The 19,114-nt window shown below is 68.8% G+C and carries 20 protein-coding genes; 18 read left to right on the top strand and 2 right to left on the bottom strand.

Annotation, left to right across the window (positions count from 1 at the left end; all coding sequences use genetic code 11):
• Nucleotides 1–20: 20 nt before the first annotated feature.
• The 16 genes from L6D89_RS29100 to L6D89_RS29175 all read left to right on the top strand — a co-directional run bounded on the left by L6D89_RS29100 (nucleotide 21) and on the right by L6D89_RS29175 (nucleotide 15,573).
• Nucleotides 21–917, top strand: a complete 897-nt coding sequence (locus L6D89_RS29100) for a VOC family protein (protein WP_236201946.1) — start codon at nucleotides 21–23, stop codon at nucleotides 915–917.
• A gap of 10 nt (nucleotides 918–927) precedes the next feature.
• The gene (locus tag L6D89_RS29105) at nucleotides 928–1,809 is read left to right on the top strand and encodes a CoA transferase subunit A (RefSeq protein ID WP_236175093.1); all 882 of its coding nucleotides are present in this window, start codon (nucleotides 928–930) and stop codon (nucleotides 1,807–1,809) included.
• Nucleotides 1,810–1,811: 2 nt separating this feature from the next.
• Nucleotides 1,812–2,627, top strand: a complete 816-nt coding sequence (locus L6D89_RS29110; RefSeq protein ID WP_236175094.1) for a CoA-transferase subunit beta — start codon at nucleotides 1,812–1,814, stop codon at nucleotides 2,625–2,627.
• A complete protein-coding gene (locus L6D89_RS29115) occupies nucleotides 2,624–3,481 on the top strand; it encodes an enoyl-CoA hydratase (RefSeq protein WP_236175095.1) in 858 nt (285 codons plus the stop codon). Before L6D89_RS29110 ends, L6D89_RS29115 begins: the two co-directional genes overlap by 4 nt.
• Nucleotides 3,478–4,578 (top strand): NAD(P)H-dependent flavin oxidoreductase, encoded by a 1,101-nt coding sequence (locus tag L6D89_RS29120; RefSeq protein WP_236201947.1) that lies wholly within the window; start codon nucleotides 3,478–3,480, stop codon nucleotides 4,576–4,578. Before L6D89_RS29115 ends, L6D89_RS29120 begins: the two co-directional genes overlap by 4 nt.
• Nucleotides 4,559–5,311, top strand: a complete 753-nt coding sequence (locus L6D89_RS29125) for an enoyl-CoA hydratase family protein (protein WP_236201948.1) — start codon at nucleotides 4,559–4,561, stop codon at nucleotides 5,309–5,311. The genes L6D89_RS29120 and L6D89_RS29125 overlap by 20 nt, the downstream gene beginning before the upstream one ends.
• 16 nt (nucleotides 5,312–5,327) lie before the next feature.
• Complete coding sequence (locus L6D89_RS29130) at nucleotides 5,328–6,494, top strand: acyl-CoA dehydrogenase (RefSeq protein ID WP_236201949.1); 1,167 nt, start codon at nucleotides 5,328–5,330, stop codon at nucleotides 6,492–6,494.
• A gap of 11 nt (nucleotides 6,495–6,505) precedes the next feature.
• Complete coding sequence (locus tag L6D89_RS29135) at nucleotides 6,506–7,567, top strand: acyl-CoA dehydrogenase family protein (RefSeq protein WP_236201950.1); 1,062 nt, start codon at nucleotides 6,506–6,508, stop codon at nucleotides 7,565–7,567.
• Nucleotides 7,568–7,577: 10 nt separating this feature from the next.
• Complete coding sequence (locus L6D89_RS29140) at nucleotides 7,578–8,726, top strand: acetyl-CoA C-acetyltransferase (protein WP_236201951.1); 1,149 nt, start codon at nucleotides 7,578–7,580, stop codon at nucleotides 8,724–8,726.
• 165 nt (nucleotides 8,727–8,891) lie between these two features.
• The gene (locus L6D89_RS29145; RefSeq protein WP_236201952.1) at nucleotides 8,892–9,767 is read left to right on the top strand and encodes an SDR family oxidoreductase; all 876 of its coding nucleotides are present in this window, start codon (nucleotides 8,892–8,894) and stop codon (nucleotides 9,765–9,767) included.
• A 382-nt stretch (nucleotides 9,768–10,149) separates the two neighbouring features.
• The gene (locus L6D89_RS29150; RefSeq protein ID WP_236201953.1) at nucleotides 10,150–11,316 is read left to right on the top strand and encodes an acyl-CoA dehydrogenase family protein; all 1,167 of its coding nucleotides are present in this window, start codon (nucleotides 10,150–10,152) and stop codon (nucleotides 11,314–11,316) included.
• Entirely contained in the window at nucleotides 11,313–12,506 is a 1,194-nt protein-coding gene (locus tag L6D89_RS29155) for an acyl-CoA dehydrogenase family protein (protein ID WP_236201954.1), read from the top strand. The genes L6D89_RS29150 and L6D89_RS29155 overlap by 4 nt, the downstream gene beginning before the upstream one ends.
• A 12-nt stretch (nucleotides 12,507–12,518) precedes the next feature.
• Nucleotides 12,519–13,301 (top strand): SDR family oxidoreductase, encoded by a 783-nt coding sequence (locus tag L6D89_RS29160; protein WP_236201955.1) that lies wholly within the window; start codon nucleotides 12,519–12,521, stop codon nucleotides 13,299–13,301.
• Between the two features lies 1 nt (nucleotide 13,302).
• Nucleotides 13,303–13,761, top strand: coding sequence for a MaoC family dehydratase (locus L6D89_RS29165; protein WP_236201956.1), 459 nt, complete (start codon nucleotides 13,303–13,305; stop codon nucleotides 13,759–13,761).
• Between the two features lie 226 nt (nucleotides 13,762–13,987).
• Nucleotides 13,988–15,190 (top strand): acetyl-CoA C-acyltransferase, encoded by a 1,203-nt coding sequence (locus L6D89_RS29170; protein ID WP_236201957.1) that lies wholly within the window; start codon nucleotides 13,988–13,990, stop codon nucleotides 15,188–15,190.
• Nucleotides 15,190–15,573 carry a nuclear transport factor 2 family protein gene (locus L6D89_RS29175; protein ID WP_236201958.1) on the top strand — a complete coding sequence of 128 codons (384 nt, stop codon included), beginning with the start codon at nucleotides 15,190–15,192 and terminating at the stop codon, nucleotides 15,571–15,573. Before L6D89_RS29170 ends, L6D89_RS29175 begins: the two co-directional genes overlap by 1 nt.
• A gap of 293 nt (nucleotides 15,574–15,866) precedes the next feature.
• Here L6D89_RS29175 and L6D89_RS29180 read toward each other — a convergent pair whose 3' ends face one another.
• Nucleotides 15,867–16,343, bottom strand: a complete 477-nt coding sequence (locus L6D89_RS29180; RefSeq protein ID WP_236201959.1) for an SRPBCC family protein — start codon at nucleotides 16,341–16,343, stop codon at nucleotides 15,867–15,869.
• Nucleotides 16,344–16,347: 4 nt separating this feature from the next.
• Nucleotides 16,348–17,118: an SDR family oxidoreductase gene (locus L6D89_RS29185; protein WP_236201960.1), complete on the bottom strand. Its 771-nt coding sequence runs from the start codon at nucleotides 17,116–17,118 to the stop codon at nucleotides 16,348–16,350.
• A gap of 378 nt (nucleotides 17,119–17,496) precedes the next feature.
• Between L6D89_RS29185 and L6D89_RS29190 the strand changes: the two genes are divergently transcribed.
• Complete coding sequence (locus tag L6D89_RS29190; RefSeq protein ID WP_236201961.1) at nucleotides 17,497–18,324, top strand: alpha/beta fold hydrolase; 828 nt, start codon at nucleotides 17,497–17,499, stop codon at nucleotides 18,322–18,324.
• Nucleotides 18,321–19,112: a fumarylacetoacetate hydrolase family protein gene (locus L6D89_RS29195; RefSeq protein ID WP_236201962.1), complete on the top strand. Its 792-nt coding sequence runs from the start codon at nucleotides 18,321–18,323 to the stop codon at nucleotides 19,110–19,112. Before L6D89_RS29190 ends, L6D89_RS29195 begins: the two co-directional genes overlap by 4 nt.
• Nucleotides 19,113–19,114: the final 2 nt, after the last annotated feature.

Genomic DNA, 19,114 nt, shown 5'->3' on the forward strand with positions numbered 1-19,114 from the left:
ATGACGATGAGGAGAACACCATGGATATCCGCGGACTGGGCTACGTGACCGTCCTGGCCAGCGACCTGGAGCGCTGGCGTAGCTACGCCAGCGACGTGCTGGGCATGATGGTGGACACCGCCGCTCCCGAGGGCGCGCTGTACCTGAAGATGGACGAGCGCCACTACCGCCTGCTGGTGCTGCGCGACGAGCGCGACGGCTACGGCGCCAGCGGCTGGGAAGTGGCCGGCAAGGCCGCCTTCGAGCAGGCCATCGCCGAGCTGGCCCAGGCGGATGTCGAGGTAGCCCGTGGCAGCGCTGCCGACTGCGCGCTGCGCAAGGTCCAGGAACTGGCGCTGTTCCGCGATCCGGACGGCAATCGCCATGAGCTGTTCTGGGGGCCGTGCCAGGACTTCCGCCCGTTCGTCTCGCCGGCGGGCGTCAGCGGCTTCGTCACCGGCGCCATGGGCATGGGCCACGTGGTGCTGCCGGCGCCGGCCTTCGAGCGCTGCCGGGACTTCTACGAGCAGGTGCTGGGCTTCGGCCTCTCCGACCTGATGAAGGTGCGCTTCACCCCCGACCCGCAGGAGCCGGAGAAGCGCATCCACTTCCTCCACTGCAACAACGCCCGCCACCACTCCCTGGCGATCTTCGAATGCCCGATCCCCAGCGGCTGCGTGCACCTGATGCTGGAAACCGCCGCCCTCGACGACGTCGGCCGCGCGCTGGATCGCATGCACGCCAGCGGCGTGAAGCTCTCGGCGACCCTGGGCAAGCACACCAACGACCAGATGGTGTCGTTCTACATGCAGAGCCCCGGCGGCTTCGACATCGAGTACGGCCATGGCGGGCTGGAAGTGGACTGGGCGGCGCACACGCCGTTCGAAAGCACCGTGGTCAGCCATTGGGGCCACGACTTCAGCGTCGGCCGCCAGTAAGGAGCGCAACATGGACAAATGCATGACGGCCGCCGAGGCGGTCGCCCGGCTGCGCGACGGCATGACCATCGGCATCGGCGGCTGGGGCCCGCGCCGCAAGCCCATGGCGCTGATCCGCGAAATCCTCCGTTCCGGGCTCAAGGACCTCACCGTCGTCGCCTACGGCGGCGCTGACGTCGGCATGCTCTGCGCTGCCGGCAAGGTCAGGAAGCTGGTATTCGCCTTCGTCTCGCTGGATTTCATTCCGCTCGAACCCTACTTCCGCAAGGCCCGCCAGGCCGGCGAGCTGGAGGTGATGGAAATCGACGAAGGCATGCTGCTGCTGGGCCTGCGCGCAGCGGCGATGAAGGTGCCGTTCCTGCCCACCGCCGTGGGCCTGGGCACCGACGTGCTCAAGCACAACCCGCAGATCAGGCTGGTTGCCTCGCCCTACGCTGACGGCCGCGACTGGGTCGCCATGCCGGCGCTGGAGCTGGACGCGGCGCTGGTCCACGTCGACCGCGCCGATGCCCGTGGCGTCTGCCAGATCGAAGGGCCGGACCACTACATGGACGACCTGTTCGTGCGTGCCGCCAGGCAGACCTTCGTCAGTTGCGACGAGCTGGTGGAGTCCGCGCACTTCCACGCCAACCCGCAGGCGCCGCGCCAGGTGTTCTGGGAACGCAACCTGACCGATGGCGTAGTGCACGTCCCCGGCGGCGCGCACCCCAGTTCCTGCGCACCGCTGTACGGCTTCGACGTGGCGCACTTCCAGCGCTACAACGCCTCGGCCCAGGAAGAGGGCGGCTGGCAGCGCTACTACGACGAATTCATCCGCGACGGCGAAGCCGCCTACCTGGACAAGGTCGGCGGGCTCGACGCACTCCGCAAGCTGCCCCTACCGGTGTTCTGATCATGACTGACGCTACCGCTTCCTGCAGCCTCGCCGAGCTGCTGATCTGCGCCGCCAGCGAGTGCTGGCGCGACGACGGCGAAGTGCTCGCCACCGGCATCGGCGTGGTCCCCCGCCTGGCCGCTTCCCTGGCCATGCTGAGCAGCAACCCTGACCTGCTGATGACTGACTCCGAGGCCTTCATGGTCGCCGAGCCGGTGCCGCTGGGCGCGCGCAACGGTTACGTGCCGAAGTTCGACAGCTGGATGGGCTTCTCGCGCATCTTCGACAACGTCTGGGGCGGCCGCCGCCATGCGCTGGTCGGGCCGACGCAGATCGACCGCTTCGGCCAGGCGAACATCTCCTGCATCGGCGACTACGCCAGGCCCAAGGCACAGATGCTCGGCGTGCGCGGCTTCCCCGGCAACTCCATCAGCCACGCCAACTCGTTCTTCGTGCCGGCGCACAGCCGCCGGGTGTTCGTCGAAGGCGAGGTCGACATGGTTGCCTCGGTCGGCTACAACCCGGCGCGCCTGGCGCGTGGCTGGTCGCTGGATGACATCGACATCCGCCTGATCGTCACCGACCTCTGCGTGCTCGACTTCGCCGGCCCGCAGCGACAGATGCGCGTGCGCTCGCTGCATCCGGGCGTGGAGCTGGCGCAGGTGCTGGACAACACCAGCTTCGACCTGGCGCTGCCGGCGCAGATCCCGACCACCGCGCTGCCCACGGCGGCGCAGCTGCAAATCCTCCAGCGCCTGGACCCGCACAACCTGCGCAGCCGCCAGCTCAAGGACAATCCGCCGGCCGTGCGCAGCGCCGAAGGAGTGCGGTCATGAGCGAAGAGGTGGTCCTCTACGAAGTCCAGGGCCCGGTGGCCCTGGTCAGCATGAACCGCCCCGAGTTCCACAACGCGCAGAACTCGAAAATGACCTACGCGCTGGACGCGGCCTTTCGCCGGGCCTGCGACGACGATGCGGTCAAGGTCATCGTCCTGCGCGGCGCGGGCAAGCACTTCTCCGCCGGCCACGACATCGGCACGCCGGGGCGCGACGTCAACCAGAGCTTCGAGCGCGCCAGCCTGTGGTACGACCACGTGAACAAGCCCGGTGGCGAGTTCCTCTATGCCCGCGAGCAGGAGGTCTACCTGGGCATGTGCCGGCGCTGGCGCGAGATGCCCAAGCCGACCGTGGCCATGGTGCAGGGCGCCTGCATCGCCGGCGGGCTGATGCTGGCGTGGGTCTGCGACCTGATCGTCGCCAGCGACGATGCCTACTTCCGCGACCCGGTGGTGCGCATGGGCATTCCCGGCGTCGAGTACTTCGCCCACGTGCATGAACTCAATCCGCGCATCGCCAAGGAGTTCCTCTTCCTCGGCGAACGCCTGGGCGCCGAGCGCGCCTGGCAGTTGGGCATGGTCAACAAGGTGGTGCCGCGCGACGTGCTGCTGGACGTGACCCTGGACATGGCCCGCCGCGTCGCCGAGATGCCGCGGCTCGGGCTGCAGCTGGCCAAGCAGGCGGTGAACAACGCCGAGGACCTGATGGGCAAGCGCGCCACCATGGACATGGTGTTCGGCCTGCACCACTTCGCCCACGCCCACAACGAGCTGGTCAGCGGCGACCGCCTGGGCGGCTACGACGCCCGCGCCATGGCGAGCTCGCAGCGCGAGCCGGTGGAGGGCGGCCGATGAGTGCGGACCTGGGCACCCGCGTCAGCCAGCTGCTCGGTTGCCGCTACCCGATCATCCAGACCGCCATGGGCTGGGTGGCTGACCCGCGCCTGGTGGCGGCCACCGGCAATGCCGGCGGCTTCGGCTTCCTCGCCGGGGCGACCATCGAGCCGCAGCGGATGGAAGCGGCGATCCTGGAGACCCGAGCGCTGACGGCGGCGCCGTTCGGCGTGAACTTCCATATGTATCAGCCCAACGCCGGCGAGATCGTCGAGCTGGTGCTGCGCCACGGGGTGAAAGCGGTGAGCTACAGCCGCTCGCCGGGCAAGCAGATGATCGCCCGCCTGAAGGACGCCGGGGTGATCTGCATGCCCACCGTCGGTGCGCTGAAGCACGCGCAGAAGGCCGTGGAGATGGGCGCCGACATCGTCACCGTGCAGGGCGGCGAGGGCGGCGGCCACACCGGCGCGGTGCCGACCTCGCTGCTGCTGGCGCAGGTGCGCGAAGCGGTATCGGTGCCGGTCGTTGCGGCAGGCGGTTTCCATGACGGCGCCGGCCTGGTGGCCGCGCTGGCGCTGGGCGCCGAGGGCGTGGCCATGGGCACGCGCTTCCTGATGAGCCGCGAAAGCCCGGTGCCGGACGCCACCCTGGCGCGCTACCTGGGCGTGAAGGACCCGGCGCAGGTGATCGTCAGCCGCGCGCTGGACGGCCTGCCGCAACGGATGATCCGCAACGAACTGCTCGACGCCCTGGAAGCGGCCGGCCCCTGGCGCCGCCTGGGCCTGGCCGTGCAGTGCGCGCTGGCCTACCGCCGCCACTCCGGCATCAGCCTGGCGCAGATGCTCCAGGCCCTGCGCAACCGTGGCGAGCTGACGCTTTCCCAGGCGCTGCTGGCGGCCAACGCGCCCATGGTGATCCAGAAGGCCATGGTCGACGGCCAGCCCGAAGATGGCGTGCTGCCGGCCGGGCAGGTCGCCGCGTTGCTCGGTTGCCGCCTGCCGTGCGCCGAGATCATCCAGAACATCGTCACCCAGGCCGAAGTCCGCCTCGCCGAGCTGGCCCGCCGGGTAGAACCGCAGCCGTCACAGGAGAACCGCCATGTCGCCGTTTCGCGTTGAGATCCACGAGCACATCGCCGAGCTGGTGTTCGACCGGCCGCCGGTGAACGCCTTCGACTGCGCCGGCTGGGCCGCCATCGCCGCCGAGCTGGAACGCCTGGGCCGCGACGACGCGGTACGGGTCATCGTCATCCGCGCCGAGGGCCGGGGCTTCTGCGCCGGCGTCGACATCAAGGAACTGGCCGCCGACGGCAACCTGATCGTCGCGGTGAACAAGGGCAACTACGACAGCTTCAAGGCCGTGCACCGCAATCCCAAGCCGGTGATCGCCGCCGTGCATGGCTTCGTCCTGGGCGGCGGTATCGGCCTGTGCGGCGCGGCGGACATCGTCGTCGCCAGCGAGTGCGCGACTTTCGGCGTGCCCGAGGTGGACCGCGGCGCCATGGGCGGCGGCGCGCACCTGCAGCGTCTGTTCCCGGTGCAGAAGGTGCGCCACATGTACTTCACCGGCGAGCCCATCGATGCCTTCGAAGCCTATCGCCTGGGCGCGGTGGAGCGCGTGGTGCCGCGCGAACAGCTGCGCGACGCGGCTCTCGATGTGGCCCGCAGGATCGCCGCCAAGAGCCCGGCGATGATCGCCCTGGCCAAGGAGGCGCTGACCGGCATCGAGGACGGCAACCTCGAAGACAAGTACCGCTGGGAGCAGGGCTTCACCCTCGAGGCCTACCGCTCGCTGGACTCCCAGGAAGCGCGCGACTCCTTCGTCGAGAAGCGCGAAGCGCAATTCAACTGATCACAGGCAGCAGCCCATGGACCTGAACTACAACAACGAACAACAGGCCTTCCGCGAGGAAGCGCGCGCCTGGCTGGCGGCCAACGTGCCGCAGAAGCCCTTGCCCTCGTACGACACCGAGGAGGGCTTCCGCCTGCACCGCGAGTGGGAAGCGCGCCTGCACGACGGCCATTGGGGCATGGTGACCTGGCCGCAGGAGTACGGCGGCCGCGGTTGCGACCTGATCCAGTGGCTGATCTTCGAGGAAGAGTACTACCGCGCCGGCGCGCCCGGCCGGGTCAACCAGAACGGCATCTTCCTGCTCGGCCCGACGCTGATGGAATTCGGCAGCGAGGAGCAGAAGGCCCGCTTCCTGCCGCGCATGGCGCGCGGGCAGGACGTCTGGGCCCAGGGCTGGTCCGAGCCGGGCGCGGGTTCCGACATGGCGGCGATCCGCTCGCGGGCCGAGCGCGTGGGCGAGCACTACGTGATCAATGGCCAGAAGACCTGGTCGACCCGTGCGGTCTGGGCCGACTGGCTGTTCGGCATGTTCCGCACCGACCCGGCCTCCAGCCGCCACCATGGGCTGACCTTCATCCTGGTGCCGCTGGACTCGCCGGGCATCACCGTGCGCCCGATCGCCCAGCTCGACGGCCTGCCGGGCTTTGCGGAAATCTTCTTCGACGACGTCAAGGTGCCGGTGGAGAACGTACTCGGTGGCGAAGGGCAGGGCTGGCACGTGGCGATGTCCACCGCCGGCTTCGAGCGCGGGCTGATGCTGCGCTCCCCGGCGCGCTTCCAGGAAACCGCGCGGCGCCTGCTGCAGCTGTACCTGGACAACCGCGAGGCGGCCGACCGCGACCCGGCCATCGGCGAGGCGGTGATGCGTGCCTGGCTCGACGCCGAGGCCTACACCCTGAGCACCTACATGACCGCCTCGCGCCTGCAGCAGGGCGGCCGTATCGGCCCGGAATCCTCGACCAACAAGATCTTCTGGTCGGAGCTGGACCAGCGCATGCACGACACCGCCCTGAGCATCCTCGGCGCCCGCGCCGAACTGCTGCCCGGCGAGCCGCTGGCCGGTGAGGTCGGGCGCTGGCTGGACGGTTTCCTGTTCTCCCTGGCCGGCCCGATCTACGCCGGCACCAACGAAATCCAGCGCAACATCATCGCCGAACGCATGCTCGGCATGCCGCGCGCCTGAGGAGCCGGGACATGGACTTCACTTTCAACGACGACCAGCTGAGCTTCCACGACAGCGTGCGCGCCTTCCTCACCAACCAGGTGACCCCGGAGCGCCAGCGCGAACTCTGGGGCAGCGAGACCGGGCGCAGCGACGAACTCTGGGCGCAGCTCGCCGAACTCGGCCTGACCGCCCTGAACCTGCCCGAAGCCTATGGCGGCCTGGGCCTGGATGAGACCGACTGGGTGCTGCCGGCGCAGGAATGCGGCTATGCCGCGCTGGCCGAACCACTGCTCGACAGCGTGCTGGTGGGCGCGCCTTTGCTGGCCGCGCTCGGTGACGAGCACGAGGCGCTGAAGGCCGACTGGCTGGGGCGCATCGCCGCCGGCCAGGCGCGGCTCGCGGTCGGCCATCCGGACAACCTGCTGGTAGCCGACGCCCATGTCGCCGACCTGCTGATCCTCGGTCACCACGACGACATCCACGCCGTCCCGCGCGAGGCCGTGCAGCTGACCCGCAGCCTGGCGCTCGATCCGGCACGCCGGCTGTTCAGCGTCGCCTGGACGCCCAGCGCCGCCACTCGCCTGGCCAGTGGCGAGCTGGCCCGCAGCTTGTGGGCGGCGGCCTTCGAGCGTGGCGCGCTGGCCTGCGCCGCGCAGCAGCTGGGGCTGGCCCGGCGCATGGTCGACCTGGCGGTGGACTACAGCTTCGAGCGCAAGCAGTTCGGCAAACCCATCGGCAGCTTCCAGGCGGTCAAGCACCTGATGGCCGATGTGGCGGTGCTCATCGAGTTCGCCAAGGCGCCGCTGTACCGCGCTGCGCAGTCCCTCGCCGAGAGCCACCCGCAGGCCGCGCTGCACGTTTCCCAGGCGCGCCTGGCGTGCTCGGAAGCCGCGCAACTGGCGGCGAAGAACGCCATCCAGGTGCACGGCGCCATGGGCTACACCTGGGAAGTCGACCTGCAGCTCTACATGAAGCGCGCCTGGGCCCTGGACAAGGTCTGGGGCGACCGCAGCCTGCACAAGGCGCGGTTGTGCCAGGCACTGTTCGGCGGGGCGATCAGCGCCGGCGCCGGCCACACCTTCGCGGTCTGAGGAGATCGAAATGGCAGAAGCCTACATCGTCGACGCCCTGCGCACGCCCACCGGCAAGCGCAAGGGCGGCCTGGCGCAGATCCATGCCGCCGACCTGGGCGCCCACGTGCTGCGCGAGCTGGTGCAGCGCAACGGCATCCCCGACGCGGACTACGACGACGTCATCTTCGGCTGCGTCGATACCATCGGCCCGCTGGCCGGCGACATCGCCCGCACCTGCTGGCTGGCCGCCGGCCTGGACCAGGGCGTGCCCGGCACCACCGTGGACCGCCAGTGCGGCTCCTCGCAGCAGGCCGTGCACTTCGCCGCGCAGGCGGTGATGAGCGGCACCCAGGACGTGGTGATCGCCGGCGGCGTGCAGACCATGACGCAGATTCCGATTTCCTCGGCCATGACTGCCGCCGAGCCGCTGGGCTTCAGCGATCCCTTCAGCGGCTCGGAAGGCTGGGTCAGGCGCTATGGCGCCACGCCGCCGAGCCAGTTCCGTTCCGCGCAGATGATTGCGGAGAAGTGGGGCATCAGCCGCGAGGCGCTGGAAGCCTATTCGCTGGAGTCCCATCGCCGCGCCTTGCGCGCCATCGAGGCGGGGCGCTTCGCCCGCGAGATCATCCCGCTGGCCGGGGTTGTGCACGACGAGACGCCGCGCCAGACCAGCCTGGCGAAGATGGCTGAGCTGGAAACCCTGTTCGGTTGTGATCGCGTCACGGCCGGCGTTTCCAGCCAGACCTGCGACGCCGCCAGCGCGCTGCTGATCGTCTCCGAGCGAGCGCTCAAGCGCTACAACCTGACGCCGCGAGCGCGCATTCACCACCTCAGCGTGCGCGCGGACGACCCCGTGTGGATGCTCACCGCGCCGATACCCGCCACCGCCTACGCACTGAAAAAGGCCGGCATGCGCCTGGACGACATCGACCGGGTGGAGATCAACGAAGCCTTCGCCTCGGTGGTCATGGCCTGGCTGCAGGAAACCGGCTACCCCCACGAGCGCACCAACGTCAACGGCGGCGCCATCGCCCTCGGCCACCCGCTGGGCGCCACCGGCGCGCGGCTGATGACCACGCTGCTGCATGAGCTGGAGCGCACTGGCGGCCGCTACGGCCTGCAGGCCATGTGTGAAGGCGGAGGGCAAGCCAACGTGACCATCATCGAGAGACTGTGATGGGGCTGCTGCGCTAGGCCATGCGGCGTTGGAATGCGGGTCGTGAATGCTCATTGGCTGCAGCCAACTCCGCTTCCCGCCCCGCATTCCGCCTTGCCTGGTCGTCGCTCGCTACGCCCCGAAGATCTGTTCTGCGCGTACTAGCGCAACCCCTTGGAGAACCCCATGTCCATCTGCAAAGACCGCGTCGTCATCATCACCGGCGCCGGCGGCGGCCTTGGTCGCGCCTACGCCCTGGCCCTGGCGGCCGAGGGCGCGAAAGTGCTGGTCAACGACATCAACCGCGAAGCCGTGGCCGGCGTCGTCGCGCTGATCCGTGACCAGGGCGGCCAGGCCATCGGCGACTGCCACGACATCACCGACTACCACGAGGCCGGCGAGATCGTTCGCGCCGCCATCGCCGCCTTCGGCGACCTGCATGCGGTGGTCAACAATGCCGGCATCTGCCGTGACCGCATGTTCGCCAGCCTCACCGAGGCCGACTGGGACGCGGTGATGAACGTGCACCTCAAGGGCCACTTCTGCATCGCCAGCCACGCCGTGCACCACTGGCGCGACCAGGCCAAGGCCGGCGCGACGGTGCGCGCGCGGATCATCAACACCAGCTCCGGCGCCGGGTTGCAGGGCTCCATCGGCCAGTCCAACTACTCGGCGGCCAAGGGCGGCATCGCTTCCCTCACGCTGGTGCAGGCCGCCGAGCTGGCGCGCTACGGCATTACCGCCAACGCCCTGGCCCCGGCCGCACGCACCGGCATGACCGAGCAGGTGTTCGCCGAGGTGATGAAGAAACCCGACGATGGCTTCGACCACTTCGCCCCGGAAAACGTCGCGCCGCTGGTGGCCTGGCTGGTCAGCGAGGACTCCCAGCACGTCAGCGGCTGCCTGTTCGAGGTGGAAGGCGGCAAGCTCTCCCTCGGCGACGGCTGGCGCCGAGGCCCGCAACGCGACAAGGGCGAGCGCTGGTTGCCGCAGGAAATCGGCGGGGTGGTCAACGAACTGATCGACCAGGCCGTGCCGGCGCAGAAGGTCTACGGCAGCTGACCGCATCCCCGCTTTGCGGGATGGGTTTCGCTTTGCTCCACCCATCCTCTGCTGCTGTTTGCAGGAGCGAGCTTGCTCGCGAACCACCTGCCGCTGCGAGGCCTCCGCGTTGTAGGAACCTGCTCTTGCTCCTCGTAGGAGCGAGCTTGCTCGCGAACCACCAGCCGCTGCGGGGCCTCCCGCGTTGTAGGGACCTGCTCTTGCTCTTCGTAGGAGCGAGCTTGCTCGCGAACCAATCTCCGCTGCGGGGCCGGTTCGCGAGCAAGCTCGCTCCTACATCGTCTGGCCCACTGCAGTGCATTGCCTCACGTCCATTCGGACGATTCCCGCCCGGGCATCTCCCGCCAGACTGCGCCCATCCGACACCACAGGGCCGCCTTCCATGGAATTCGCCTTCACCGATGAGCAGCTGATGATCCGCGACAGCGCGGAAAGCTTCCTCGCCGATGCTTCACCTACCTGCGCCGTGCGCGCGGCGATGGCCGCGGGCGGGCACGATGCCATGCTCTGGCAGCGGATTCGCGATGAACTCGGCTGGCAGGCGTTGCTGGTGCCCGAGGCCCACGGCGGCCTGGGGCTGGGCTTCGTCGAGCTGGCCATCGTCCAGGAGCAGTTGGGCCGTCGCCTGGCGTCGCTGCCGTTCCTCGCCAGCGCCATCACCATCTGCGCCCTGCGCCTGCTGGGTGACGCGGCGCAACAGGCGCGTTGGTTGCCGGCATTCGCCGAGGGCAGCCTGAGTGCCACCCTGGTGCTGGGCGCCGAAGGCGCGCCGGACGTCGGCGCGGTTCAGGTCCAGGCGCGCAAGGAGGGTGAAGGCTTCGTGCTGGATGGCCGCCTGCGCCCGGCGCTCGATGGCCACAGCGCCGACCTGCTGCTGATCCCCGCTCGGCTGGCCGGCAGCCGGGGCGAAGAGGGCATCTGCCTGTTCGCCGTTCCTGCGCTCAGCAGCGGTTTGCAGCGTCGCGCCCTGGCCACGCTGGACCAGACTCGCCCGCTCGGCGAAATCGAACTGGACAATCTCTATCTCCCCGCCGACGCATTGCTCGGCGTAGCCGGCAGTGCCTGGCCGAAACTGCAGACCGTCCTGCAACTGGCGGCCATCGCGCTGGCCGCCGAGCAGGTCGGCGGCGCCCAGCAGGTACTCGATCTCACCGTTGCCTACACCCGCGAACGCCAGCAGTTCGGCCGCCCGGTGGGCAGTTTCCAGGCGCTCAAGCACCGCATGGCGGACATGATGGTGAAGGTCGAGTGCGCACGCTCAGCGCTCTACCACGCCGCGTGCGTGGCCCAGGCAGCGCTGGATGCCGAGGGCGACTCGGCACTCGCCTCCGAGCTGCCGCTGGCCGCTGCCGTGGCCAAGTCCCACGCCTCGGAAGCCTTCTTCCACTGCGCCGCCGAGTCGATCCAGCTGCATGGCGGCGTCGGCTTCACCTGGGAGTACGACCCGCACCTGTACTTCAAGCGCGCCCGCGCCGGCGAGGGCCTGTTCGGCACGCCCGCCTGGCACCGCGAGCGCATCGCTGCCGCGATCCTGGAGGAATGCCCATGAAGATCGGATTCGACGCTGCCGACGAAGCTTTCCGCGGTGAAGTTGCCCAGTGGCTGGCGGACAACCTGCGCGGCGAGTTCGAGCCGCTGCGCTTCCGCGGCGGCCCCGGTGACGAACACAGTTTCCCGGAGGAGCGCAAAGCCTGGGAGCGCAAGCTCGCCGAGGGTGGCTGGACCTGTGTGGGCTGGGCCAGGGAGCACGGCGGGCGCGGCCTGTCGATCAACCAGCAGGTGATCTTCCACGAGGAATACGCCCGCGCCGGCGGCCCCGGTCGCATGGGCCACATCGGCGAAGGGCTGGCCGGGCCGACCATCGCTGCCTTCGGCAATGAGGAGCAGAAACGCCGGCTGCTGCCGGGCATTGTCAGCGGCCGGGAGTTCTGGTGCCAGGGCTATTCCGAGCCGGGCGCCGGCTCCGACCTTGCGGCGGTCAAGACCCGCGCCACGTTCGACGCCGCGCGTGGCGTGTGGCGGATCAACGGGCAGAAGGTCTGGACCTCGCTGGCCCACGAATCCGACTGGTGCTTCGTCATCGCTCGCAGCGAGGCGGCCAGCGTCGGCCACCACGGCCTTTGCTTCCTGCTGGTGCCGATGCACCAGCCGGGCATCAGCGTGCGGCCGATCGAGCAGCTGACCGGCACGTCGGAGTTCAACGAGGTGTTCTTCGATAACGCCGAGACCGCCGCCGAGAACCTGCTCGGCGCGCCGGGGGATGGCTGGAAGATCGCCATGGCGCTGCTGGGCTTCGAGCGTGGGGTGTCCACCCTTGGCCAGCAGATGCAGTTCCACAACGAGCTGGACGAGATCATCCGCATTGCCCGCGCCAATGGTGCCGCCCGCGATCCGCTGCTGCGCCAGCGCCTGGCCGAGGCCTGGGGCGGGCTCAAGGTGCTGCGCTACAACTCGCTGCGCATGCTCTCCGGCGCGCAGGACGGCGGCCTGCGCCCCGAGGCGCTGATCTACAAGCTGTGCTGGTCCGAATGGCACGCGCGGCTGGGCAAGCTGGCCATGGACGTGCTCGGCGCCGAGGCGGAAATCCTCGACGGCTCGCCGTACCGGCTCAGCCGCTTGCAGGGCCTGTTCCTGTTCAGCCGCTCCGACACCATCTATGGCGGCAGCAACGAGATCCAGCGCAACCTCATCGCCGAGCGTGCGCTCGGCCTGCCCATAGAACCCAAGGTGCCTCGCTAGGAGATCGCACTCATGCTCAAACCCGAATACGTATCCGGCCGCGGCCTGCTGCGCGGCAAGTCGGTGCTGATCACCGCCGCCGCCGGCGCCGGCATCGGCTTTTCCGCCGCCCTGCGCGCTGCCGAGGAAGGCTGCCGCGCGCTGATGATCAGTGATATCCACGAAGGCCGGCTGAACGAGGCGGTGGAGCGCATCCGCCAGGCCTGCGGGCTGCAGGCGGTGTACGGGCAGGTGTGCAACGTCACCAGCGAGGAGCAGGTACGCGCCCTGGTGGCCGCCGCCGAGGAACGCCTGGGCGGTGTCGACGTGCTGATCAACAACGCAGGGCTGGGCGGCTCGCGCACGCTGGTGGAAATGACTGACGAGGAGTGGAGCCGCGTCCTCGACGTCACGCTCACCGGCACCATGCGCATGACCCGCGCCATGCTGCCGCACATGCTGGAGCGCCGCGCCGGCGCCATCGTCAACAACGCCTCGGTGCTTGGCTGGCGCGCGCAGAAGGAACAGAGCCACTACGCGGCAGCCAAGGCCGGGGTGATGGCGCTGACCCGTTGTGCCGCGCTGGAGGCGGCGGAGCACGGCGTGCGCATCAACGCGGTGAGCCCGAGCATCGCCCTGCACGATTTCCTGCGCAGGTCCGCTCCCCAGGAGCTGCTGGAGAAACTGGCGTCCACCGAAGCCTTCGGCCGCGCCGCCGAGGTCTGGGAAATTGCCAACGTGATGATGTTCCTGGCCAGCGACTACAGCTCCTACATGACCGGCGAAGTACTGTCGGTCTCCAGCCAGAGGGCCTGACATGGCGCGTGTCTTCGAGCATCCGGAAGAACTCCTGGCCTGTATCGGCGAAACGCTGGGCGAGAGTGCCTGGCTCACCGTCGAGCAGTCGCGCATCGACCAGTTCGCGCAGGCCACCGGCGACCACCAGTGGATCCATGTCGACCCCGTGCGCGCGGCCAGCGGCCCCTATGGCACCTGTATCGCCCACGGCTACCTGACGCTGGCGCTGGTCAACCTGTTCCTGCCGCAGATCGTCGAGGTGCGTGGCATTGCCATGGGCGTCAACTACGGCTGCGACCGCGTGCGCTTCCCCAACGTGGTCAAGGCCGGCGCCCGCGTGCGTGGCCGCGCCGAGCTGGTCGCCGCCGAGGCGGTAAAGGGCGCGGTACAGGCCACCGTGCGCGTCAGTGTCGAGATCGAGGGCGAACAACGCCCCGGCTGCGTGGTGGACACCATCAGCCGTTACTACCCCGCCTGAAGAGGCTTTTCGTAGGAGCGAGCTTGCTCGCGAACATCCATCACTGTGAGGAGCGGTTCGCGAGCAAGAACCAGGCGTCCCCGCCGCTCCTGCAGTGCGTAGGGTGAATAACCTGGAACAGGTTATTCGCCGAACCTGGGCCGGCGGATAACGCTGGCGCGTTATGCGCCCTACGAAAGCCGCCGCCCGCGCCCAGGGTTCCCTTACAACAACCTGAGGATTCGCAATGAGAGAAGCCGTCATCGTCTCCACCGCCCGCACCGCCATCGGCAAGGCCTTCCGTGGTGCCTTCAACGACACCGAGGCGCCTGCCATGGGCGGCGCAGTGGTGGCCGAAGTGGTGCGCCGCGCCGGCGTCGAGCCGGGCGAGGTGGAGGACGTCATCATCGGCGCCGCCGCGCAGCAGGGCACCCAGGCCTACAACCTCGGCCGCCTCTGCGCCATCGCCGGCGGCCTGCCGTCGAGCGTGGCCGGCATGGCTGTGGAGCGCCAGTGCGCATCGGGGCTGATGAGCATCGCCGTCGCCGCCAGGTCCATCGCCTGCAATGAACTGGACATCGCCGTGGCCGGAGGCCTGGAGTCCATTTCCCTGGTGCAGAACAAGCACAAGAACGCCTACCGCAACCAGTCGCAGGCGGTGCTGGCGCACGACCCGGCGGCCTATATCCCGATGATCGAGACCGCCGAGATCGTCGCCGCACGCTACGGCATCAGCCGTGAGGCCCAGGACGCCTATTCATTGCGCAGCCAGCAGCGCACGGCGGCAGCGCAGCGCGACGGCCTGTTCGCCGACGAAATCCTGCCCCTGCATGCGCAACGCCTGGTGCTGGACAAGGCCAGTGGCGAAAGCCGCCACGAAACCGTGCTGATCGACCGCGACGAATGCAACCGTGCCGACACCACGCTTGCCAGCCTCGCTGCGCTGGAACCGGTGTGGCAGGGCGGCCAGTGGAGCGAGGTGGGGCGGTTCATCACCGCCGGCAACGCATCCCAACTCTCCGACGGCGCGTCGGCATCGCTGCTGATGGAAGCGCGCGAGGCAGAGCGACGCGGACTGCAACCGCTGGGCATCTACCGGGGCCTGGCGGTGGCCGGCTGCAATGCCGACGAGATGGGTATCGGGCCGGTCTTTGCGATCCCCAGGCTGCTGCAGCGCCATGGCCTGAAGATGGACGACATCGGCCTGTGGGAGCTCAACGAAGCCTTCGCCTGCCAGGTGCTGTTCTGCCAGGACAAGCTGGGCATCCCCGATGAGCGCCTGAACGTCAACGGCGGCGCCATTGCCATCGGCCATCCGTTCGGCATGTCCGGCGCACGCATGGCCGGCCACGCGCTGCTGGAAGGGCGTCGGCGTGGCGTGCGCTACGTGGTGGTGAGCATGTGCATCGGCGGCGGCATGGGCGCGGCCGCGCTATTCGAGGTGGCCTGATGGACGTCCAGCTGATCCGCCGGCGCATGGCGCGCTACGTGGAACTGGTGGATGCCGGTGATATCGACGGCATCCTTGCGCTGTATGCCGATGACGCGGTGGTCGAGGACCCGGTGGGCTCGCCCGCGCAGGTCGGGATCGAGGCCATCGCGCGCTTCTACCGCGAAGGGCTCGGCCGCGCCGAAGTCAGCGCCCAGCTCACCGGGCCGGTGCGGGTCACCGGCAACGGTTGCGGCGCCATGCCGTTCCGCGTCGACCTGAACTGGAACGGCACGCCTTGCAGCCTGCATGTGATCGACGTGATGGAGTTCGACGAGCACGGCCTTATTCGCCGCATGAAGGCGTACTGGGGGGACCTCAACCTGGAGCAGCGGCCGGAGTGAAGGCTGCGTCTGGGCCGGGCTGTAACCCGTAGGAGTGGACTCTGTCCGCGATGGCATCCGGCGCGATGGGAATCGATCGCGGACAGAGTCCACTCCCGCCTGATCGGTCCGTGCTCCGGTCAGCCCTCACCCTAGCCCTCTCCCAGAGGGAGAGGGGACCGTACGGTGCAGGATGACACTCCAGCGTCAATCGGCACGATCGGCTCCCTCTCCCTGGGGAGAGGGCTGGGGTGAGGGGAAAGCATCGGCACGGGCTTCCCGAGAAAGACTGTTACTCCTACGCACAGCTCATCTCACGGAGCAGACGCGTAATCCGCGTTCTGCGTCTTGCCGGTTTCGTAGAAGGCTTTCAGGTTCAGCGCGATCTTCGCCACGGTCCGCCGCAGCGCGCCGGCCAGCAGCCATTCACCCAGGCGCCCGCCGCGCAGGTCGCCGTCCAGGCTCAGGACCAGGCGGGTGCGCACCTCTCCCTCGGGAAGCAGCGCATAGCGGAAACTGGCCTGGCGGAACGGGAAGGGCGGTCCCTGCTCGGCGCGGTGCAGGCGCAGCACCAGGCCCTGGCCTTCACGCCAGTCGACCACGCTTTCGTCGAGGAAGCCGCGCTTCATGTGCACCCGCCGGCTGGCGCCGAGGCCTTCGCGCGGGCCGGGGTGGAAGTCGCAGCCGGTCAGGCCGGGCACATAGTGCGGTGCCAGGCTGAGGTCGCGCAGGCGCGCCCAGGCGGCGGCGTGGGGCAGGTCGAGAATCAGTTCGTGTCGGGCACTGAGCATGGCGTCATCCCTGGGCCGCTTCGAGGAAGGCAGGGCGCTCGCCGCCGCCGTGCAAGGCAATCTCGGCGCCGCTGACATAAGCCGCCAGCGTTGAAGCCAGATACAGGCAGGCATCGCCGATATCGCCGGGCTCGGCCAGTCGCCCCAGCGGAACGGTGCTGGCGACGCGTTGCAGGCCGTCTTCATCACCGTAGTGCAGGTGACTCTGCTCGGTGCGGATCAACCCGCCGATCACCGCGTTGACTCGCACCTTCGGCGCCCATTCCACCGCCAGCGAGCGGCCCAGGTTGAGCAGCCCGGCCTTGGCTGCGCCATAGGCGGCGGTGCCGGGAGAAGGGCGGGTGGCGCTGACGCTGCAGATGTTGATGATGCTGCCGCCGCTTGGCTGTTGCTGCATGCGCTGGTTGGCCAGCTGGCAGAGATTGAGCGGCGCCAGCAGGTTGAGCCGGACGATGGCCTCGGAGAATCGTGGCGAAGCCTCGGCGGCATTGGCATGGGGCGCGCCGCCGGCGTTGTTGACCAGCACATCCAGGCGGCCATGGCGTTCATCGATGGCCTCCATCAGGGCCTGCAACTGCTCGAAGTCGCGCACATCGCAGGGGATGAACCAGGCCTCACGCCCTTCGTGGCTGGGCAGTTGCTCGGGTGCTTCGCGACCGCAGATCACCACCGCGGCGCCCTGTTCCAGGAAGCGCTGGCTGATGCCCCGGCCCACACCCTTGCCGCCGCCGGTGACCAGCACCACCTGGCCGCTGAAATCCAATGCTCTCGTCATGTCCGTTCCTCTCTGGGAAAGGCTTGCAGGCTAGGCGCGGCGGCCTCGCGCGCCCACGTCCGAAGGGACTAGGGCGAGGCCTTGGTTCGAGCATGGTGCGGGCGGTCAGTGAGGTGTCGTTGGATAGCGCCCTTCGCGAGCAAGCTCGCTCCTACGAAGAGCCGTTCGGTTCCAGGGGGCCGGGCCGCTGCCCCGTAGGATGGGTGGAGCGCAGCGATACCCATGCTGTCGGTGCACGGATTCGATGGGTATCGCTGCGCTCCACGCCATCCTACGCAGGGCGGTCCATGCGAACGCCTGCCGTAGTCCTCTCGGACGATGTGGCTCTGGCCAGGGCGCCGAAATAATCCCGGCACACTCAATGCCAGGAGCGACGCCATGGCCGCCTTGCCGCAAGGGCACTTCGTCACCCTCAACGACGGACTCCGACTGCATTACCTGGACAGCGGCAGCGGTGACGCCGTGCTGTTCATCCACGGCAGTGGCCCCGGCGCCAGTGGGCACAGCAACTTCAAGCAGAACTACCCGGAATTCGCCGCCGCCGGCCACCGCGTGCTGGTGCCGGACCTGCCGGGCTACGGCGCCAGCGACAAGCCGGAAACCGACTACACGCTGGATCTCTTCGTCGATGCCCTGTTCGGCCTGCTCGACGCGCTGGACATTGCCCGCTGCACCCTGGTGGGCAACTCCCTGGGCGGCGCCATCGCCATCAGGATGGCCCTCGACCAGCCGCAGCGCATTGCCCGCCTGGTGCTGATGGCGCCCGGCGGCCTGATGGAGAAGGAGCAGTACTACCTGCAGATGGAAGGCATCCAGAAGATGGGCGCGGCCTTTGCCAATGGTGAACTGAACGACGCCGCCGGCATGCGTCGCCTGCTCTCGCTGCAGCTCTTCGATGCCACACAGATCAGCGATGAAACGGTGCACGAGCGGGTCGCCGTGGTGAAGGAGCAGCCGCGTTGCGTGCTGACCCGCATGCAGGTGCCGAACCTGTCGGCGCAATTGGCCGGGCTGAGCTGCCCGATCCTCGGTTTCTGGGGCATGAACGACAAGTTCTGCCCGGCCAGCGGCGCGCAGACGCTGCTGCAGGCGTGCCGCAACATCCGCTTCGTGCTGCTCAGCGAGTGCGGGCACTGGGTGATGGTGGAGCACCGTGCGCTGTTCAATCGCGAAGTACTGGCCTTCCTCGCGGAGGACGCCGCATGAGCGAGCTGCTCCAGCGTCAGCACGCCGATGAACTCTACGCCGCGCTCATGGAGGGCCGCACCCTGGCGCCGCTGACCGAGCGCTGGGCCGATATCGGCATCGAGGATGCCTACCGCATCTCCCAGCACATGCTGCAACGCCGCCTGGCCGACGGCGACGAGCTGGTGGGCAAGAAGATCGGCGTCACCTCCGCAGCCGTGCAGCGCATGCTCGACGTGCACCAGCCGGACTTCGGTTTCATCACCCGGCGGATGTGGTTCGCCAATGGCGCCGACATCTCGCTCGCGGAAAACCGCCTGATCCAGCCCCGCGCCGAGGGCGAGATCGCCTTCCGCCTCAAGCACGACCTGAAGGGCCCCGGCGTGACCGAGGCCGATGTGCTGGCGGCCAGCGAATGCGTGATGGCCTGCTTCGAGATCGTCGATTCGCGTATCCACGACTGGAAGATCCGCATCCAGGACACCGTCGCCGACAACGCCTCCTGCGGCGTGTTCGTCCTTGGCGAAGTGGAACGCGACCCGCGCGAGCTGGACCTGCCCAACCTGCGCATGCGCGTGCGCAAGAACGGCGTGCCGATCAGCGAGGGCCTGGGTTCGGCAGTGCAGGGCAACCCGCTCACTGCCGTGGCCTGGCTGGCCAACACTCTGGGCGCCTTCGGCATCCCCTTCAAGGCGGGCGAAATCATCCTCTCCGGCTCGCTGGTGCCCCTGGAGCCGGCGCGTGTCGGCGACCGTTTCGAACTGGATATCGACGGCCTGGGCAGCGCCCGGGTGTCCTTCCGTGCATAGGA

Source organism: Pseudomonas pseudonitroreducens, assembly GCF_021603645.1.
GTDB classification, from domain to species: Bacteria; Pseudomonadota; Gammaproteobacteria; order Pseudomonadales; family Pseudomonadaceae; genus Pseudomonas; species Pseudomonas pseudonitroreducens.

Excerpts from the sequence above, each read along its gene's own strand:
- L6D89_RS29100 (WP_236201946.1), top strand. The coding sequence starts at position 21 with ATGGATATCCGCGGACTGGGCTACGTGACCGTCCTGGCCAGCGACCTG.
- L6D89_RS29105 (WP_236175093.1), top strand. The coding sequence starts at position 928 with ATGGACAAATGCATGACGGCCGCCGAGGCGGTCGCCCGGCTGCGCGAC.
- L6D89_RS29110 (WP_236175094.1), top strand. The coding sequence starts at position 1,812 with ATGACTGACGCTACCGCTTCCTGCAGCCTCGCCGAGCTGCTGATCTGC.
- L6D89_RS29115 (WP_236175095.1), top strand. The coding sequence starts at position 2,624 with ATGAGCGAAGAGGTGGTCCTCTACGAAGTCCAGGGCCCGGTGGCCCTG.
- L6D89_RS29120 (WP_236201947.1), top strand. The coding sequence starts at position 3,478 with ATGAGTGCGGACCTGGGCACCCGCGTCAGCCAGCTGCTCGGTTGCCGC.
- L6D89_RS29125 (WP_236201948.1), top strand. The coding sequence starts at position 4,559 with ATGTCGCCGTTTCGCGTTGAGATCCACGAGCACATCGCCGAGCTGGTG.
- L6D89_RS29130 (WP_236201949.1), top strand. The coding sequence starts at position 5,328 with ATGGACCTGAACTACAACAACGAACAACAGGCCTTCCGCGAGGAAGCG.
- L6D89_RS29135 (WP_236201950.1), top strand. The coding sequence starts at position 6,506 with ATGGACTTCACTTTCAACGACGACCAGCTGAGCTTCCACGACAGCGTG.
- L6D89_RS29140 (WP_236201951.1), top strand. The coding sequence starts at position 7,578 with ATGGCAGAAGCCTACATCGTCGACGCCCTGCGCACGCCCACCGGCAAG.
- L6D89_RS29145 (WP_236201952.1), top strand. The coding sequence starts at position 8,892 with ATGTCCATCTGCAAAGACCGCGTCGTCATCATCACCGGCGCCGGCGGC.
- L6D89_RS29150 (WP_236201953.1), top strand. The coding sequence starts at position 10,150 with ATGGAATTCGCCTTCACCGATGAGCAGCTGATGATCCGCGACAGCGCG.
- L6D89_RS29155 (WP_236201954.1), top strand. The coding sequence starts at position 11,313 with ATGAAGATCGGATTCGACGCTGCCGACGAAGCTTTCCGCGGTGAAGTT.
- L6D89_RS29160 (WP_236201955.1), top strand. The coding sequence starts at position 12,519 with ATGCTCAAACCCGAATACGTATCCGGCCGCGGCCTGCTGCGCGGCAAG.
- L6D89_RS29165 (WP_236201956.1), top strand. The coding sequence starts at position 13,303 with ATGGCGCGTGTCTTCGAGCATCCGGAAGAACTCCTGGCCTGTATCGGC.
- L6D89_RS29170 (WP_236201957.1), top strand. The coding sequence starts at position 13,988 with ATGAGAGAAGCCGTCATCGTCTCCACCGCCCGCACCGCCATCGGCAAG.
- L6D89_RS29175 (WP_236201958.1), top strand. The coding sequence starts at position 15,190 with ATGGACGTCCAGCTGATCCGCCGGCGCATGGCGCGCTACGTGGAACTG.
- L6D89_RS29180 (WP_236201959.1), bottom strand. The coding sequence starts at position 16,343 with ATGCTCAGTGCCCGACACGAACTGATTCTCGACCTGCCCCACGCCGCC.
- L6D89_RS29185 (WP_236201960.1), bottom strand. The coding sequence starts at position 17,118 with ATGACGAGAGCATTGGATTTCAGCGGCCAGGTGGTGCTGGTCACCGGC.
- L6D89_RS29190 (WP_236201961.1), top strand. The coding sequence starts at position 17,497 with ATGGCCGCCTTGCCGCAAGGGCACTTCGTCACCCTCAACGACGGACTC.
- L6D89_RS29195 (WP_236201962.1), top strand. The coding sequence starts at position 18,321 with ATGAGCGAGCTGCTCCAGCGTCAGCACGCCGATGAACTCTACGCCGCG.